Origin of the sequence: Saccharopolyspora galaxeae (assembly GCF_016526145.1) — a bacterium.
In the GTDB taxonomy this organism is placed as follows: domain Bacteria; phylum Actinomycetota; class Actinomycetes; order Mycobacteriales; family Pseudonocardiaceae; genus Saccharopolyspora_C; species Saccharopolyspora_C galaxeae.
In genome coordinates, this window is sequence record NZ_JADDUE010000013.1 from 118,615 (window position 1) to 134,285 (window position 15,671).

At 70.0% G+C, this 15,671-nt stretch carries 16 protein-coding genes; 8 read left to right on the forward strand and 8 right to left on the reverse strand.

Annotated elements, in window-relative coordinates:
* Positions 1 to 382: 382 nt before the first annotated feature.
* The gene (locus tag INP57_RS25530) at positions 383 to 838 is read left to right on the forward strand and encodes an STAS domain-containing protein (protein ID WP_200072890.1); all 456 of its coding nucleotides are present in this window, start codon (positions 383 to 385) and stop codon (positions 836 to 838) included.
* Positions 839 to 990: 152 nt separating this feature from the next.
* On the opposite strand, the gene INP57_RS25535 is transcribed toward INP57_RS25530, so the two are convergent.
* Together INP57_RS25535 and INP57_RS25540 are read right to left on the reverse strand one after the other, a co-directional pair.
* Positions 991 to 2,181 carry a beta-1,3-glucanase family protein gene (locus INP57_RS25535; protein ID WP_200072891.1) on the reverse strand — a complete coding sequence of 397 codons (1,191 nt, stop codon included), beginning with the start codon at positions 2,179 to 2,181 and terminating at the stop codon, positions 991 to 993.
* Positions 2,182 to 2,528: 347 nt separating this feature from the next.
* Positions 2,529 to 3,185 (reverse strand): DUF3159 domain-containing protein, encoded by a 657-nt coding sequence (locus INP57_RS25540; RefSeq protein ID WP_200072892.1) that lies wholly within the window; start codon positions 3,183 to 3,185, stop codon positions 2,529 to 2,531.
* Between the two features lie 195 nt (positions 3,186 to 3,380).
* Between INP57_RS25540 and INP57_RS30145 the strand changes: the two genes are divergently transcribed.
* Both INP57_RS30145 and INP57_RS30150 read left to right on the forward strand, forming a co-directional pair.
* Positions 3,381 to 3,641 carry an SAM-dependent methyltransferase gene (locus tag INP57_RS30145; RefSeq protein ID WP_307850275.1) on the forward strand — a complete coding sequence of 87 codons (261 nt, stop codon included), beginning with the start codon at positions 3,381 to 3,383 and terminating at the stop codon, positions 3,639 to 3,641.
* Positions 3,626 to 3,826 carry an SAM-dependent methyltransferase gene (locus INP57_RS30150; protein ID WP_255520958.1) on the forward strand — a complete coding sequence of 67 codons (201 nt, stop codon included), beginning with the start codon at positions 3,626 to 3,628 and terminating at the stop codon, positions 3,824 to 3,826. Before INP57_RS30145 ends, INP57_RS30150 begins: the two co-directional genes overlap by 16 nt.
* 34 nt (positions 3,827 to 3,860) lie before the next feature.
* Here the strand turns inward: INP57_RS30150 and INP57_RS25550 are convergent, their stop codons facing one another.
* Positions 3,861 to 5,171 (reverse strand): amidase, encoded by a 1,311-nt coding sequence (locus tag INP57_RS25550; RefSeq protein ID WP_200072893.1) that lies wholly within the window; start codon positions 5,169 to 5,171, stop codon positions 3,861 to 3,863.
* A gap of 54 nt (positions 5,172 to 5,225) precedes the next feature.
* Positions 5,226 to 6,041 carry an SAM-dependent methyltransferase gene (locus INP57_RS25555; protein ID WP_200072894.1) on the reverse strand — a complete coding sequence of 272 codons (816 nt, stop codon included), beginning with the start codon at positions 6,039 to 6,041 and terminating at the stop codon, positions 5,226 to 5,228.
* 264 nt (positions 6,042 to 6,305) lie between these two features.
* Between INP57_RS25555 and fucP the strand changes: the two genes are divergently transcribed.
* Positions 6,306 to 7,643, forward strand: coding sequence for an L-fucose:H+ symporter permease (gene fucP / locus INP57_RS25560; protein WP_200072895.1), 1,338 nt, complete (start codon positions 6,306 to 6,308; stop codon positions 7,641 to 7,643).
* Between the two features lie 238 nt (positions 7,644 to 7,881).
* On the opposite strand, the gene INP57_RS25565 is transcribed toward fucP, so the two are convergent.
* Together INP57_RS25565 and INP57_RS25570 are read right to left on the reverse strand one after the other, a co-directional pair.
* Positions 7,882 to 8,616 carry a helix-turn-helix domain-containing protein gene (locus tag INP57_RS25565; RefSeq protein ID WP_200072896.1) on the reverse strand — a complete coding sequence of 245 codons (735 nt, stop codon included), beginning with the start codon at positions 8,614 to 8,616 and terminating at the stop codon, positions 7,882 to 7,884.
* Between the two features lie 175 nt (positions 8,617 to 8,791).
* Positions 8,792 to 9,319: a MarR family winged helix-turn-helix transcriptional regulator gene (locus INP57_RS25570; protein WP_200072897.1), complete on the reverse strand. Its 528-nt coding sequence runs from the start codon at positions 9,317 to 9,319 to the stop codon at positions 8,792 to 8,794.
* 304 nt (positions 9,320 to 9,623) lie between these two features.
* Between INP57_RS25570 and INP57_RS25575 the strand changes: the two genes are divergently transcribed.
* The 4 genes from INP57_RS25575 (at position 9,624) to INP57_RS25590 (ending at position 12,662) form a co-directional block, all read left to right on the forward strand.
* Entirely contained in the window at positions 9,624 to 10,043 is a 420-nt protein-coding gene (locus tag INP57_RS25575; RefSeq protein ID WP_200072898.1) for an organic hydroperoxide resistance protein, read from the forward strand.
* Between the two features lie 39 nt (positions 10,044 to 10,082).
* On the forward strand, positions 10,083 to 10,514 hold the full coding sequence (locus INP57_RS25580) for a VOC family protein (RefSeq protein WP_255520966.1): 432 nt from the start codon (positions 10,083 to 10,085) through the stop codon (positions 10,512 to 10,514).
* A 147-nt stretch (positions 10,515 to 10,661) separates the two neighbouring features.
* A complete protein-coding gene (locus tag INP57_RS25585; protein WP_200072900.1) occupies positions 10,662 to 11,669 on the forward strand; it encodes an alcohol dehydrogenase in 1,008 nt (335 codons plus the stop codon).
* Positions 11,670 to 11,879: 210 nt separating this feature from the next.
* Positions 11,880 to 12,662, forward strand: coding sequence for an IclR family transcriptional regulator (locus tag INP57_RS25590; RefSeq protein ID WP_200072901.1), 783 nt, complete (start codon positions 11,880 to 11,882; stop codon positions 12,660 to 12,662).
* Between the two features lie 6 nt (positions 12,663 to 12,668).
* Here the strand turns inward: INP57_RS25590 and INP57_RS25595 are convergent, their stop codons facing one another.
* Both INP57_RS25595 and INP57_RS25600 read right to left on the reverse strand, forming a co-directional pair.
* Positions 12,669 to 13,952: a dihydroorotase gene (locus INP57_RS25595; RefSeq protein ID WP_307850276.1), complete on the reverse strand. Its 1,284-nt coding sequence runs from the start codon at positions 13,950 to 13,952 to the stop codon at positions 12,669 to 12,671.
* On the reverse strand, positions 13,850 to 15,532 hold the full coding sequence (locus INP57_RS25600; RefSeq protein ID WP_233628261.1) for an FAD-dependent oxidoreductase: 1,683 nt from the start codon (positions 15,530 to 15,532) through the stop codon (positions 13,850 to 13,852). Before INP57_RS25600 ends, INP57_RS25595 begins: the two co-directional genes overlap by 103 nt.
* Positions 15,533 to 15,671 lie beyond the last annotated feature (139 nt).

A 15,671-nucleotide genomic window follows, 5' to 3' on the forward strand; every position in this document is an offset into this window, starting at 1 on the left:
CCGCGCGCCGGTCCGGCCGCGGAAACCACTGCACATCGATCTGGCGCAGGCTCGCTGCTCGACCTCCGCTCGGCGCCACCGGGATGCCCTGGGCGCACGCCCCGACAAACCCTGCTGAGGAGTCGCTACGACCGGCGCTGCGGCGCGCACCGTGTGACGTCCTGGCTGTTCACCGCGCCAGGCTCGGCCTTGTACGGTAGTCGTGGTTGAGCCGACAGCCCTGAATCGAAGCCTTACCGAACGTGACAGTCTGATGGAGTGTTCGCGTCGGTTCCTTGTCCGGGGTTGTTGTCCCGCGGCTGCGCGCAAGCAGGCGGGACAGGGATGTCGTGCGGGACCTGTTGATCCCTTCGCTGGCTGCCTCGCCATCGAGGAGGTAGTCATGACCACCGTCGCTCCCGGTGCGCCGGATACGCCGCAGCGCGGTCCCACCGAACCGGCCCAATCGGCCGACACGAGTGCAGGAAACGGCCTGGCGTTGCGGGTGGGGCGCCCGAGCAGCAACTCGATCGTAATCGGCATCGCCGGTGAGCTGGACACCACCACCGCCCCGCGCCTGCACGAACTTCTTGCGCCCCGGCTGTCCTCGAGGGCCGAGACCGTCATCCTCGATCTTTCCGGATTGCGATTCCTGGGCGTGGCCGGGCTGGAGCTGCTGGCCCACGCGCGCCGGGTCGCCGACGGCCGCTCGATGACGGTATGCATCGTGGACGGTCCGGTGTGCGTGGAACGAGCTCTTCGGGCCGCCGGATGGCACCGGGTGGTGCCGACCTTCGGCAGCGTGCAAGCGGCCGTGGCCGAGATGACCGGCCGCGAAAGCGCGCAACCGCTGCCCTGAGCGCACCGCAGGATGGAAGTCGGACGTCGCCTACTGCTGCTCGTCTTCCGGACGGTCGGCGGGCGGTTCCGTATCCAAACAGGACAGTGAGCGGCACAACGGCGACCGACCCACACCTCGCGTGGATCGGTCGCCGTGCGTCGGAACCGGCCTCAGCGCATGGCGCCGAGGGTTAGCGTGAACACCTCGGGGTCACCCGCGTTGACCTTGCCGCTGTGGTCCTCGCCGGCGTTCGAGCTCACGTCGTCGTAGGCGAACGCGTAGCCCTTGCCGTCGGGCAGGTTCTCGTGCACCACGCGCGCGTAGTGGTTGGTGATGTCGTTCTTGTAGAAGGTCGCCGGGTCCTCCTCGTGCGGCTGGTTCGGGTTGATCAGCAGCGTGGTGCGGTTGAACGCCGCCGCCAGCCGCGGCACGATCGCCAGCCGTTCCTGCGAGTCGCTGTCCGGGTTGTTCGCGAACGGGCCGCTGTTGCAGCCCCAGATGTCCACTGAGGACGGCTTGGCGAACCGCTCGGCGCCGAACACCAGCTCCTCGCCCTCGACCTTGCCTTCCAGGATGCCGATGTCCTCGCGCTGGGTGTCGATGAACAGCGACTCACCCGCGTACTTGGAGTACGCCTCGTCGACGTAGGGCTCCAGGTACCCCTCGAAGTCGGCCGCGCGGTGGTTCGGGTTGAGCACCCGCACGACCCTGCCGTCGGCCTCCTGCACCAGGTTCGGCCAGTTCTCGCCCTGGTCGCGCAGGCCCTGGGCGACCTTGTCCAGCGCCCCGGTGGGCATGCCCGGAACTTCCTGGTCGCCGCTGGGCGCCTTGAGGTGCAGCCCGATCGGTGCGGCGACGAAGTCGACGTAGCTGATGTTGGCGTAGAGCTGCTCGCCGTTGAGGGTGAACTCCGCGAACGTCCAGTCCTTGCCGAAGTTCGGGTCTTCATTGGAGACGAAGTTCGGGTGCACCACCGAGGTCGCACCGTCGGCGCCCTTCACGACCTGGAATTCCAGCGTGTCGTTGAGGGCGAAGTAGACCCGCGCACCGTACATCCGCGGGACGGTGACCTCGACGGTGCCGTCCACCGGGATGCCCGCTTCCGGGCCCACCGGCTCCGGCTCGGTGCCGCCGGCCTCCGGGAACAACGGGGTGCCGTCCTGCTTGATGAAAACGGCCTTGTTCTCGGCCTCGGAGAAACCGGCGATGTACGCGGTCGCCGGACCGCCGGAGTCGTTCTTCAGCACGAACTTCAGGCTCTCCGGCGCCGCCGAAGCGAACGGCGCGCTGATCGCCTGCGCCCAGAACGGGGAGCTCAGGGCGGCAGCGGAGTAGCCGAGAAACCGCCGGCGAGAAACCATGGTGGGGGACCTCCAGGGGGACAACAGGACCGCCTCGGAAGGCGGCCATCCTCTCGTTATCGATTCCGAGAGTCTGCTCGGTCCAGACCTTTCCTTGATACCCCCAAAAGGAGCACAATTCACCACATTTAAACAGCATTCAACGCTACCGCTCGGTGATGCCGGAAAAAGCAAGCGACAGGCGACATTCAGCCACAAAACTGGGAAAGGCGCGCGAGGCGGACGCCGCTCAGCTCCGTCGTCGCAGGTCGGTTCGCGTCCGGAACGGGTCAGCACCCACCGCGGACGGGTTTTCGGGGGAGCCGGAGGCCGCCCGGCTCCGGCGCCGGGGTGGCGCACCCGCACGGTCACCGCTGCGCGACGAGGCGCTTGGTGGTGCGCCGGAACGACCAGACGACGACCAGTGCGGCCAGCACCGTCAGCGGCGTGCCCATCACGACCTTCGCCACGGCCAGCCAGGTCGTGGAATCGGCCAGGTACAGCCATTCCTTCACGACGAACCGGGCGCCGAACACCAGCGCCGCGGCGGCGGTGGCGATGTCGTGCGTGCGCAGCACGCCCTTGTCGCTGCGCCACTCGTGCTCACCGCCGTGCATCGCGTTCCAGATCACGCCGGTCAGCGGCCGGCGCGCCAGCACCGAACCGAAGGTGACGAGGAAACCCGCCAGCGCCGCCCAGATCCCGATGACGAAGAAGTCCTTCGCCGAGCCGGTCGCCGCGACGACTCCGACGGCGACCGCCAGGCCCAGCAACCCGCCGACCGCGGACGACCAGCGTTCCCCGCGCAGCAGCCGGAATCCGGTCAGCGCTACGCCGGCCGCGATCGAGATCCCGATCGTCACCGGCAGCGGCAGGAACGCGTTGGCCGCCACGAACACGATGACCGGCAGCGTCGAGTAGACGAATCCCATCGGGCCGCCCATCTGCTCGAGCAGCGTCTGCGGTGTGCTGGCCTGCGCCCGCTCGGTGCGGTGCGATTCGCGGGTTTCCTGCTGGTCGATCATGATCTTGCCCCCTCGGGCCGTTGGTGTGGTGGATCCAGGAGAAGCCGTGCCGCAACGGCACACTCAAGCCCGAGCGCCGGTGAAGCGGGCCACATGTGTTAGCCGAGCCCGCCTCCGGCTGCGACGCGACCGGCCTCGACGACCGAGCTCGGCTCGACGTCGGGCGAACCTCGCGACGAGGCATGATCAGCCGTCGTGGAAGCGGACCTGCGCGAGCCGCACCGGCTGCTCGCACACCCCGAGGTCACCCGCCACATCGACTTCGACCGCCCCTGCGCATTGCTGCAGAGCGGCACGATGCACCACCTCGCCGACGACGAGAACCCCGGCGAGATCATGCGGGCCTATCGGGACGCGTTGCCATCCGGCTCCTACGTCGCCATGTGGCACTTCTGGGACACGGCGGAGGATCGCCGGAGGACAGCGCTTTCGCCAAGGAGATGCAGCAGCGGTTGACCGGCAGCACCACGGGCACCGGCCGGTTCCGCAACCGCGCCGAGATCGCGGCCTTCCTGGACGGGCTCGAGCTGGTCGATCCCGGGCTGGTGATGCTGCACGAGTGGTGGCCGGAAGGCCCGCGGACCGCCCCGCTGACCCAGATGGACAAGGTGTTCCTCAGCGGCGTCGCCCGCAAGCCCTGAGCCGCCGGGCGCGCTCCCCGCCTACCGGCAGCGCTCATGCCGACGTCGATGCAGTGATCCGCTCGAGCCCCGCCGCCGCGCGCAGCAGCACGTGTTCCCGCCAAGGCGCGGCGGCCAGCTGCAAGCCCACCGGCATCCCGGATTCCGGGTGCCTGCCGCAGGGCACCGTGATCGACGGACCGCCGTACATCGACCAGACGTAGGTGTACCGCGCGATTTCGCGGGTCGATGCCGCGAGATCCACCGAATCGCGGGCGGGCACATCGGTCGGCAGTGTCGGCGTCAAGATGACGTCCTGCGAAGCGAACACCTCGTCCACGCGCTGCCGGAACCGCTGCCGCCACCGCCGCGCCTTTTCGGACCGCCCGGCGGAAATGCCCGCACCGAGGCGCAACCGCCGGAGCACGTCGGGATCGATCGTCCCGGGCGCATCGCGCAGCCGGTCGCGGTGCAGTGCGGCGGCCTCGGGATACAGGATCTCCAGCATCCGGTCCTGCGCGTGCTCGGCGTCCGGCACTTCCTGCGACCGCACCCGCGCTCCGTGCTCGCGCAACGAGGCGACCGCCGCGGCCAGCACCTCCCGCACTCCGGAATCCAGCCCGTCGGCGAAGAAACCCGTCGCCACACCTACCCGCAGATCGGCGAGGCCGTCGTCGAGCGCCGTTTCGACCGGGGTGCGGCTGCCTTCGACCGAAGTGCCGTCGCCGTCCAGGTGGTCGAGCGCGGCGAGCATCGCCGCGGCGGTGCGCACGTCCGGGGCGATCGGCGTGACCGTGTCGAACGACGGGCTCACCGGCAGCACGCCGCGATTCGACATCCGTCCCAGCGTGGGCCGCAGACCCACCACCTCGTTCACCGCGGCGGGCACGCGGCCGGAACCGCCGGTGTCGGTCCCGAGCGCCGCGTCCGCGATGCCCGCCGCGACCGCGACGGACGATCCGCTGCTGGAGCCGCCCGAGATGCGGCGGTCGTCGAGCGCGTTTCGGCAGTCACCGAAGGCGTCGTTGCGGCCGGTGACGCCCATGGCGAACTCGGTCATGTTGTTCTTGCCGACGATCACCGCGCCCGCTTCGCGCAGCAATCGGACCACCGTGGCGTCGCAGGAGGCGGTCCGGCCGTGGTGCGGTGAGCCCGCCGTGCTCGGCACTCCGGCGACGTCGATGTTGTCCTTCAAGGCCACGGCCGTGCCGTGCAGCGGTCCGCGCGTGTGCGCCGGGGTGGCGTCCAGTTCTTCCGCGCGCTGCCGGGCCTGCTCGTCCAACAGCGTGATGTAGGCGCGCAGCCGGGGATCGCGCTGCCGGGCCCGCGTCAGCAACTCGTCGATCCGTTCGCGGACCGGGCTCATGCGCGCCTCCTTCGCGCCCGGGACGACCCGGACGCAGCAGCGAATCGGGGCGGATCAGCGCACGGCACCGACACCGGTCCAGCAGTGCGACCGCTCGGGATGCTCGACAGGGCTGTCCGGACGCCACTGCGAAGCCCACACGATGCCCGGATCGACGAGATCGAGATCGAGCGCGGAGAACAGGCCGGCGAGTTCGTCATGACCGCGGAAAGTCGCCGGCGTGGTGGTCCGCGCCAGCATCTCGGTGATCCGGGCCGCCCGCTCCTCCTGCCCGTCGGCGGTGACGTGGCTGACGGCCACGACGCTGCCCGGAGCGAGGTCGCGCGTGTAGCGCCCGACCAGCGACGCGAGGTCGTGCTCGTGGCCGACGTAGTGCAGCACCGCCACCATCAGCAACGCCACGGGCCGGGAGAAGTCGAGCCGCTGCACCGCCGGTGCGGACAGGATCGCGTCGGGATCGCGGACATCGGCGTCGACCAGGGCGACGCGGTCCTGCAGGCCCCACGCGGACAGCAATTGCCGGGTGTGGGCGACCGCGATGGGCTCGTTGTCCACGTACACCACCTGAGCGGCCGGGTTCCCGCGGTGCGCGATCTCGTGCACGTTGCCGACCGTGGGAATCCCCGAGCCCAGGTCGAGGAACTGGTCGATGCCGCGTTCCAGCGCGAACCGCACGGCCCGGTGCAGGAACCCGCGGTTGTCCCGCGCCACGTACGGGCCCGAACCCACGACCTCGTGGATCCGCTCGGCCTCGGCTCGGTCGACGGCGAAGTTGTGGTTGCCGCCGAGGTCGTAGTCGTAGATCCGCGCCGCGTTCGGCACGTCCGGCTGCGGTTCGCTGGTTCCGCTGTATGCGTCGAATGAATCCACAGCCGGATGATCGTCGATCAGCGCGCGAACTCGCCACCCCCGCCGGGCTTCCGGCTCGCGGAACACCGAGCAATCCGGCTCGCGAGGCCAACCCAGCCATCCGGTTCAGGAGGACAATCCAGCCTCCGGTTCGCGAGGAACACCGCGAGTCCGAGCACACAGCGATACGCGCGATCACTGCCCGTCGTCCGCGGAAATCCAGCATTTTGGTCTCTACCTGTTCGTGGCATGATGCGGCCCGCTGCGCGAGGAGGACCCACGTTCATGCTGATCAAAAGCAGTGCACGCGAGCTCGACAGCTCGCTCGACGACGGCTATCTGGACCGCACCCCGTACTTCCAGTTCATCCTGCTGTCGTTGCTGTTCCCGATGTGGGGCGCGGCCGCCGGGCTCAACGACGTCCTCATCGCGCAGTTCAAGTCGGTGTTCACGCTCAGCGACGCCGCGGCGGCGTTCGTGCAGAGCGCGTTCTACGGCGGGTATTTCCTGATCGCGATCCCCGCATCGCGGTTCATCAAGCACACCTCGTACAAAGCCGCGGTGATGGCCGGGCTGGCGCTCTACATCGTGGGCTGCTGGCTGTTCTTCCCCGCATCGCAGATGGCCACCTACAGCATGTTCCTGGTGGCCATCTTCGCCATCGCGGTGGGACTGAGCTTCCTGGAGACCTCGGCCAACACCTACAGCTCGATGCTCGGTCCGCGCCGGACCTCGACGCTGCGGCTCAACATCAGCCAGACCTTCACGCCGCTGGGCAACCTGGCGGGCATCATCCTGGGCAAGTACCTCGTCTTCGACGACACCGCCTCGCTCGAGCAGCAGATCCGGTCCGTGCAGGGCGCCGAACGCCAAGAGCTCGTAGACCGGCTGCTGGGCCAGACCCTGTTGCCGTACAAGTACATCCTCGCCGTGCTCGTGGTGCTGCTCGTGCTGTTCGCGATCACCCAGTACCCGCGGTGCCGCCCCAGCGCGGAGGCCGCGTCGAAGAAGGCGCAAGCCTCGATCGGCGAGACGCTGAAGTACCTCTCGACCAATGCGATGTTCCTGAAGGGCATCGCCGCGCAGTTCTTGTACGTCGGCCTGCAGACCGCGGTGTGGTCGTTCACGATCCGGCTGGCGCTGGAGACGATGCCGGGGCTCAACGAGCACGGCGCCACCGACTACATGATCTTCGGCTTCATCGCGTTCTTCATCGGCAAGTTCCCGGCGAACTTCCTCATGAGCCGGTTTTCCGCCTCGCACGTGCTGATCGCGTACGGAGCGATCGGCGCCGTCGTGCTGACCGCCGTCTCGTTCGGCCCGGTGGGTTGGGCGGTTTGGGGCGTGGTGCTCACGAACCTGCTCATGGGCCCGTGCTGGCCCACGATCTTCGGACGCACGCTGGACACCATCGAGGACAAGCGCTACCAGGAGACCGGTGGGGCCGTCCTCGTCATGGCGATCGTGGGCGGCGCGATCATTCCGGCCGTGCAAGGCGCGGTCTCGGACGTGAGCGGGTCGCTGCAGTTCTCGTTCCTGGTCGGCGCGGTGTGCTTCGCGGCCATCATGCTGTTCTTCATCGACCAGGCCAGGCACCGGAGCCCAGCCGTCGAACCCGGTTGATCCGCTCCGGACCACCCGCGAGTGGCGGATGCGCGCGAAGGCGCCCAGCGGGTGCGCGCGACCAGCCGGGGAACCACCTGCTTCGTGCCGGGACGTCAGGCCTGCAGCAACGTCGCGCTCCGAGGGGAAGCTGCTGCGGGCGCATCCCGTTGAGCAGCGGCATCCCCATCGATGGACAACGGGGGCGACTCGTCGAGCCGTCGTCCCGGGCCCGGCACATGTCGTCCGACCGCGCGGATCAGCCGGAGTCGGCTTGCCCCTTGCTGCCGAGCCCGATCAGGGCGCGCCGCAAAACGTCGGCCTGGGCGGGGTTGTAGAGGTCGTCGACGGCCTTGACCATCGTTTCCTCGACGAACTGCGGGCCGTGCGGGGCGTCGGAATGCGATTCGGCCAAGCCGGGGTGCTTCGCCAGTAGCTCGCGGAAGTATGGGACCAAGCGCTCGGCCAAGGCGATGCGGGTCGGTTCGTCGGCGTCGGCGGGCAGCTCGTTGAACTCGGCGTCCGTGGGGTCGTCGGGCAGGTCCTGCAGCATGTCCGCGTAGGTCTGCAGGTATCCGGGTCCGAGCACCCGGGTCATGACGGTGACGAAGCCGCGGTCGGCATCGGAGAGCCCGGTGGCCGGGGCGAACTCGGGCGGCAGGTCGGCTGGCGCCGAGCGGCGCAGGATGACGCCGAGTTCGACCCGCGCCCGTTGCAGCCGCTCGATGGTCGCGGCGAGTTCGGCGTCGAGCGTGCGCAGCGCGTCCTCGGGGTGCTCGTCGGTGTCTCCCATGGCTGCGATCTGCGACAGCGAGAACCCTAGATCGACCAAGCGCTTGATCCGCAACAGCCGGACCAGGTGGGCGACGCCGTACTGCTTGTAGCCGTTGGCGCGCCGCTCCGGCTCGGTCAGCAGGCCGACCTCGTGGTAGTGCCGCACCGCCCGCAAGCTCGTACCGGCGAGCTCGGCGAGTTCACGGGTGCTCCAGGCCACCGACCGTCACCTCATTTCCGCGTAGGCGCCGCTGAAGACGTCGCCGCCGGCGCGATCCGCCGAGGCGATGCCAGTCGAAACCGTGCCGTCGCGGCATGGTCAAGCGCCGGGGTGATCCGGTGACCTGATTCACCTCGGGTGCCGAGCGATCACGGCGCACGGCGAAGCTCGCGAGCTACTCGTCGGACTCGCCGGCCTCGTGCCCCGCGACCGTCGCGGTCGTCAGCGGGCTCGCCGCCTGGGCGGTGGCGGTGAGTTCGCGCAGGGTGCCGAGCAGTTCGCGGTTCGCCTCCGCGTCGAAGCGGTCGAGGGCGCACTGCAGGGCGTGCGGGACACCGGTGAGCCGCGAGCGCAGTTCGTACCCGGCGTCGGTCAGGCTCACCAGCACCCGCGATTCGTTGTCGCTGGCGCGGCGCCGCTCGACCAGCCCGTGCGCTTCGAGCCGCTTCAGCAGCGGTGACACGGTTCCGTAGTCCAGCTGCAGCGTCTCGGTCAGATCCTTGACCGGGCGGGTGTCGCGTTCCCACAGCACCAGCAGCACGAGGTACTGCGGATACGTCACCCCGAGCTCGTTGAGCAGCGGCCGGTACAGCTCGGTGACGGCCCGCGAGGCGGCGTAGAGCGCGAAGCACAGCTGGTTGTCCAGCTGCAGGCCCTCCGGGTTCTCCGGCTCGGCGGGCCGCGGTTCCTGCGAGGTCGTCATTCCCCCGACGCTAGACCTCGCGGGGCCGGAGCTCAATGTCCTGGACTCCCAGGCCTTGGTGCCTCATGAGGTGTGGTCGCCGCCCGCACCGGCAACCCCTGAGCACGAGCGACCGATGGCCGTGCGGGCATGAGTGGTTGCGTGCAGGCAGGCCGACACATAGTGTGCGATCACCTGGAGCACCAGTTCCTGGAGCACAAGTTAGGCCGTGGATCGGCGGACCGGCGCGCTGCACGAGCGAGCAGCCGCGACGGCTCATCGACGCCGGTGCCCGGCAGTACCCGCATTTCGCAGGAGGACGACCATGAGCATTGTTTACACCGCGACGGCCACTTCCAGCGGCGGCGGCCGGGACGGGCAGGTGCGCTCGTCGGACGGCCGGATCGACGCGCCGGTGCGGATGCCGTCGGCGATGGGCGGCAACGGCGAGGGCACCAACCCCGAGCAGCTGTTCGCCGCGGCCTACGCCACCTGCTTCCACGGCGCGATGCGGCTGGCCGCCAAGGACAAGGGCACCGCGGTCCCGGACGACGCGACGATCGACGCCGAGGTCGGCATCGGCCCGGACGACACCAGCTTCGGCGTGACCGCGACGCTGACCGGGCACTTCCCGGGCCTGGACCAGCAGACGGCCGACGACCTGATGCACGGCGCACACCAGGTGTGCCCCTACTCCAAGGCGACCCGCGGCAACATCGAGGTCACGCTGCGCGCGACCGTGTGACCGTCCCCCGCAAGGGATTGGAGACCGCAGCCGTTGAGTTTGATCAGCAGTTCCGGAATCGCCCACGCGCGCTTGACCGTCACCGACATCGAGCGGTCGAAGGCGTTCTACGAGCACGTTTTCGGCTGGCCGGTGGTGATCGACGCATCGGACCGGGCCGGTGAGCCCGGCGTGCACGACTCGCCGGAGCAGTTCTACGGCGGAACCGTGTACCGAACCCCGTCGGGAGAGCTGTTCGGACTGCGCCCGGTGGCACCCGCGGGACAACGGTTCGATTCCGCGCAAACCGGCCTGGACCACGTCAGCTTCCAGGTCGAAGCACGGGAGGACCTGGTGACCGCCCGCCAGCGGCTCGCCGCGGCGGAGATCCCGCACGGGGAGGTCATCGACCTGCCGGACTCGGGCCTGTCGATCCTGTCGTTCAGCGATCCCGACGGGATCCACCTGGAACTGACCGCTCCCCTGGCCTGAGCGGAAGCAGGACCCGCCTCCCGGGCGCGGGACGTTGCACGCCTCCGCGGGGAGCCGTGCCCGGGAGGCCGGGCCGACGAGGCCGAGTCAAGGAGGCCGGGCGAACGAGGCCGGGCGAACACCGACGACGAAGAACGAGGAGCAATCATGCGAGCCGTGCAGGTCTCCGAACCGGGAGGTCCGCTGGAACTCGTCGAGCGCGACGTTCCCGAAGTCCGCGACGACCAGGTCCGGGTGCGCGTGCAAGCCTGCGGGGTCTGCCACAGCGACATGTGGGCCAAGGAAGGCGCGCTGCCCATCACCCCGTACCCGATCATTCCCGGTCACGAGATCGTGGGGATCATCGACGAGCTCGGCCCCGCGGTGACCGGTCCGTGGCAGCGCGGCGACCGGGTGGGGATCGGCTGGTTCGGCGGGTCCTGCCTGCACTGCGATTCCTGCCGCCGGGGCGACTTCATCACCTGCGCGAACGGGAAGATCCCCGGCATCACCTTCGACGGCGGCTACGCCGACAACGTCGTGGTCTCCGCCGACGCACTGGCCCGGATACCGGAGGAGCTGTCCGCGGTCGAGGCCGCGCCGCTGCTGTGCGCGGGCGTGACGACCTACCACGCGCTGCGCGAGAGCACGGCCCGTCCCGGTGACCGCGTCGCCGTGCTCGGCGTCGGCGGGCTCGGGCACCTGGGCATCCAGTTCGCCGCGCGGATGGGCATGGAGGTCGTGGCGATCTCCCGCGGCACCGGCAAGGCCGACCTCGCCCGGCAGCTCGGCGCGCACCGGCACATCGACAGCGAAGCCACCGATCCGGCCGAGGAGTTGGCCGCGCTCGGCGGCGCGCAGGTCGTGCTGGCCACCGCTGCGAGCGGGGCGGCGGTCAGCGCGCTCGTGCCCGGGCTCGCGCCGCGGGGCCAGTTGCTGGTGCTCGGGGCGCCGAGCGACCCGCTGCAGGTGCAGGCACCTTCGTTGATCATGCCGGGTGCCGCGGTCGTCGGCCATCCTTCCGGGACCTCGAAGGATTCCGAGGACACGCTGCGGTTCAGCAGGCTGACCGGGGTCCAGTCGATGATCGAGACCATGCCGCTGGAGCAGGCACCGGACGCCTACGCGAAGATGATCAACAACGAGGCGCGGTTCCGCATGGTCCTCACCACCTGATCCGTCCGCGCGGGTGGCTCCGGCGCGGTCGGCGACAGCGGCGCCGTCCGGCCGGAGCGCCGACCCGGTCCGTGCTACCGGCGAGCGGAACGGATCGTGCGACGACCTTCGAGAACCCGCGACATCCGAGCCCGTTTCATGCTGGAATACTGGCGGAATCCGGTTCCCCTGACAGAAACGCTGGCCGTGCCACCGAACAACACCGCAGCCATGAGCACCGGGCCCGTGAACACCGGCACCGAGGCGGCCGCACGGGTCGCCGACGTGCTGCTGCTGTTCACCGGCGGCCGGACCTACCTCGGCGTCAGCACGATCGGCCGGGAACTCGGCATCTCCAAAGCCGTCGTCTACCGCATCCTGCAATCGCTGGTCTCGCGCGAAGTCCTGGTGACCGACCCCGACGGTTACCGGCTGGGCCCGGCCGCGGTGGCGCTCGGGGCGAGCGCGCTGCGGCGCTCCGACGCCCGCACGGCCGCGGCGCCCGTGCTGCGGCGACTGCGCGACGAGACCGGTGAGACCACGACGCTGTCCGGGCTGGTCGGCGACGAGCGGGTCTACCTCGACCAGTTCGAGAGCGGCGCCGAGATCAAGATGACCGTCGAGGCGGGCAGGCGGTTCCCGCTGCACGCCGGGTCGTCGGGCAAGGCGATTCTGGCGCACCTGCCGGAGGACCGGCGTGCGGCGGTGCTCTCCGGCGAGCTCGGCGCGCTCACCGAGCGGACCGTGACCGACCGGGCGGCGCTGCGCGACGAGCTGGCCGCGATCGCCGAGGACGGTGTCGCGGTGTCGCTCGGTGAGCGACAGGTGGGTGCCGGGTCGGTCGCGGCGCCGCTGATCGGCCCGGACGGCGAGGTGCACGGCGCGATCAGCGTCTGCGGTCCCGAGCACCGCTTCAGCCCGGACAAGATCGAGCGCTACCGCGAGCTCGTGCGCGCGGCCACCGCGGAGATCGCCCGGAACTGGGCGGTTCCGCCCGCCGCGAGCGGGCGCTGAGCCGCTTCAGCGCCCGCGCCGAAGGTACCTGCCGACCGGCTCGTCCTGCAGCTTGCCGCCTGCGAACACGTGGTGGCCGCGCACGAAGGTGTCGGTGATCTTCGCCGACATCGGGAAACCTTCGAACGGCGTGTACTCCTGAGTGGACTCCGACTCGGCAGCCCGCACCGTCCACGACGCATTCGGGTCCACGAGGGCGAAATCGGCGTCGTAGCCCTCCGCCAGCGTTCCCTTGTGCAGCAATCCGTACCGCTGCGCCGGGTTCTGCGCCGTCAGCTTCGCGATCCGCTGCGGTGACAGGCCCCGCTTTGCGCCCTCGCCGACCAGGCCGGGCAGCAGGTACTCCGCGCCGCCGAAGCCCGATTTGGCGAGGAAGACGTCGTCGCGCTCGGCGCCGAACTTCATCTCGTCGCGGCAACAGGCGTGGTCGCTGACGATCCAGTCCACCTCACCGGCGAGCACGTGGCCCCACAGCGCCTCGAGGTCCTCCCGCTCGCGCAGCGGCGGATTCACCTTGCCACCGATGCCGCTCGCAGTGTCCACATCGGCCAGCAGGTGCCCGACGGTGACCTCGCGGCGGAAATCCACGTGCGGGAACGTCCGCGCCATCCGCAGCGCCGCGTCCAGCGCTTTTTCCGAGGAAAGGTGCAGCAGGTTGATGTTCGCCAGCCCGGTCTCGTGCGCCAGGTAGGACGCGATGGTGACCGCGAGCCCTTCGGAGTGCGGCGGGCGGGAGGCGCTGTAGGCGCGCAGGCCGGACAGCTCGCCCTCCTGCTCCACCAGCTCGGTGTACGCCGTCATGATCTCCGCTGTCTCGCAGTGCAGCGACAGCGACAGGTACGGCGCGTACTCGGTGAAGACCTCGCGGGCTCGCTGCACACCGCGCATCACGAACTCGAAGTGCGCGAGGTCGTAGCGCTCTTCGGGCGGAATCATCAGGAAGTCGCTCTGGCTGCCCGAGCGCCCGTGCAGGCCGTGGCTGCCGTAGAACATGAAGATCTTGAACGACGTGACGCCGTGTTCCTCGACCAGGTATGGGATTTCCTCGATGTGCCGGGCCATCATCGGCGCCAGGTGGAAGGCGTAGTCCACGTGCGCGTTGCCTTCGGCGGCCGAGAGCACTTCGGGGAAGAATTCCCGGTAGCTGCCGCCTTTGTTCAGGTAGTACTGCCCGGTGCGCATGTAGGTCAGCGCCGTGGTGACCCCGCCTTGGGCACTCGCCCTGCTCTCCGAGCCGGTGTCGGTGGCGAGGTCGTTGTAGATGCCCCAGTGCTGGTGCGCGTCGACCACGCCAGGAAACGCCAGCAGCCCCCGCCCCTCGACGACCCGTGCGACATCGTCGCGCGCCAGACCCGGCGCGATGCGAACGATCTTGCCGTCGTTGACCGCGATGTCGACCAGGTCGGGCCGGTCGTCGTCGGGGTCCTCCGGGCGCACCACCCGGACGTCGGTGACCAGTAGTTCGGTTGTCGCCATTCGTGCTCCTCACTGAGCCTGTTGCGGTCGGGCCGCCCGGCGACGGGCGATGTCGTCGCGGCCAAATAGGACAGTCCGAACGCGGGTAGCAGGCCGTTTCCCGCGAGATAGCCCGCCGCGCCGTGCCCGGAGATCCCCGCTGCCGCTCCCCCGGCCGCGTACAGCCCGGGAATCGGCCGGTCGTGCCGGTCGACGACCGCGGCGTGCTCGTCGACCAGCAGCCCGCCTTGGGTGTGGAACAGCGCGGGCACCACGCGCACCGCCGCGTACTCGGGAACCAGCGCGTGATCCCAGTTGGTGCGGCCGAACGGATCGGCCCGCTCGCCGCGCGCGTACTTCGCGGTGTTCGCCAGTTCTCCGGTCAGCTCGCGTTCCGGCAGGCCGGTCGCGCGGGCGAGTCCCGCCGCGTCCCCGGACCGCACCACGACGCCCGAGTCGACCGTGTCGCGGAAGTCCTGAAAGACCTGGCACCGCTGGAAAACCGCCTCGTCCAGCACGATCCAGCCGGTTCCGCCGGGCCGGGCGGCCAGTTCCGCGGCGAACTCGGAGTAGCCGCGCAGCTCGTCGCCGAACCGCTGCCCGGTGCTGTCGACCAGGATTGCGCCTTGCACGACCGTGGCCCAGCCGACGAGCGTGCCCGCGCCCGCGGCGACCGCGCTGTGGCCCTGGTAGGCGTCGAGGTAGCCGGTCGCGGCGCCGAGCTTCTCGCCGATCCGGAGCGCATCGCCCCGCGAGTGGTCACCGCCCCGGTACAGCGCATCCGCGATCTCCGGCAGGTGCCGCCGCACGAGCTCCGGGTCCGCGCCGAAACCGTTGGTGGCCAACAGGATCGCGCGCGTCGGAATCTCCTCCTCGGCGCCGTCCGGATAGCGCACCACCGCCGCGCGGACCCGCCCGCCCTCGGTCCGCACGTCGACCAGCCGCGCGGGAACGAGCATGTCCACATCGGAGTGCCCGGCGGCCGCGCGCGCCAAGTGGTCGATCACCGCCGAGCCGTGACGTCCCGGTACCGAGTGGCAGCGCGGCACCGCGTGGCCGGGATAGGTGAAGTCGGTGACCAGCGACAGCGGTAACCCCACGACGTCGGCGAGCCATTCGACGAGTTCCGCGCTGACCGCGGCCAGCGTGCGCGCGAGGCGGGGTTCGGCCAGGCCGCCGGTCTTGGCCGCGATGTCGGCGAGGAACCGTTCCGGGGAGTCCTGCACACCGGCTCCGGCCTGCCACCGCGATCCGGCTGCGGGGAACATCGCCGTGGACATCGAGGTGTTGTTGCCGCGGCGGAAGTGCTCGTCGGCCTCCACCACGAGCACGCTCAGCCCGTGCTCGGCCGCGCGCAGCGCGCCCGCCAGCCCGCCGCCCGCACCCGCGATCACGACGTCCACCCGATCGTCCATGCGCCTCGACCTCCCGTCGTTCCCCTGGAAGAAACAATGGGAACCGCTTGGCGGGCAGCCTGACACCGCAGGTGAACCGGCGTCAACGGTCGACCGCTCTTGACTTGCAGCGCGATCGGCGCGAGCTTGTCCCTGTGCG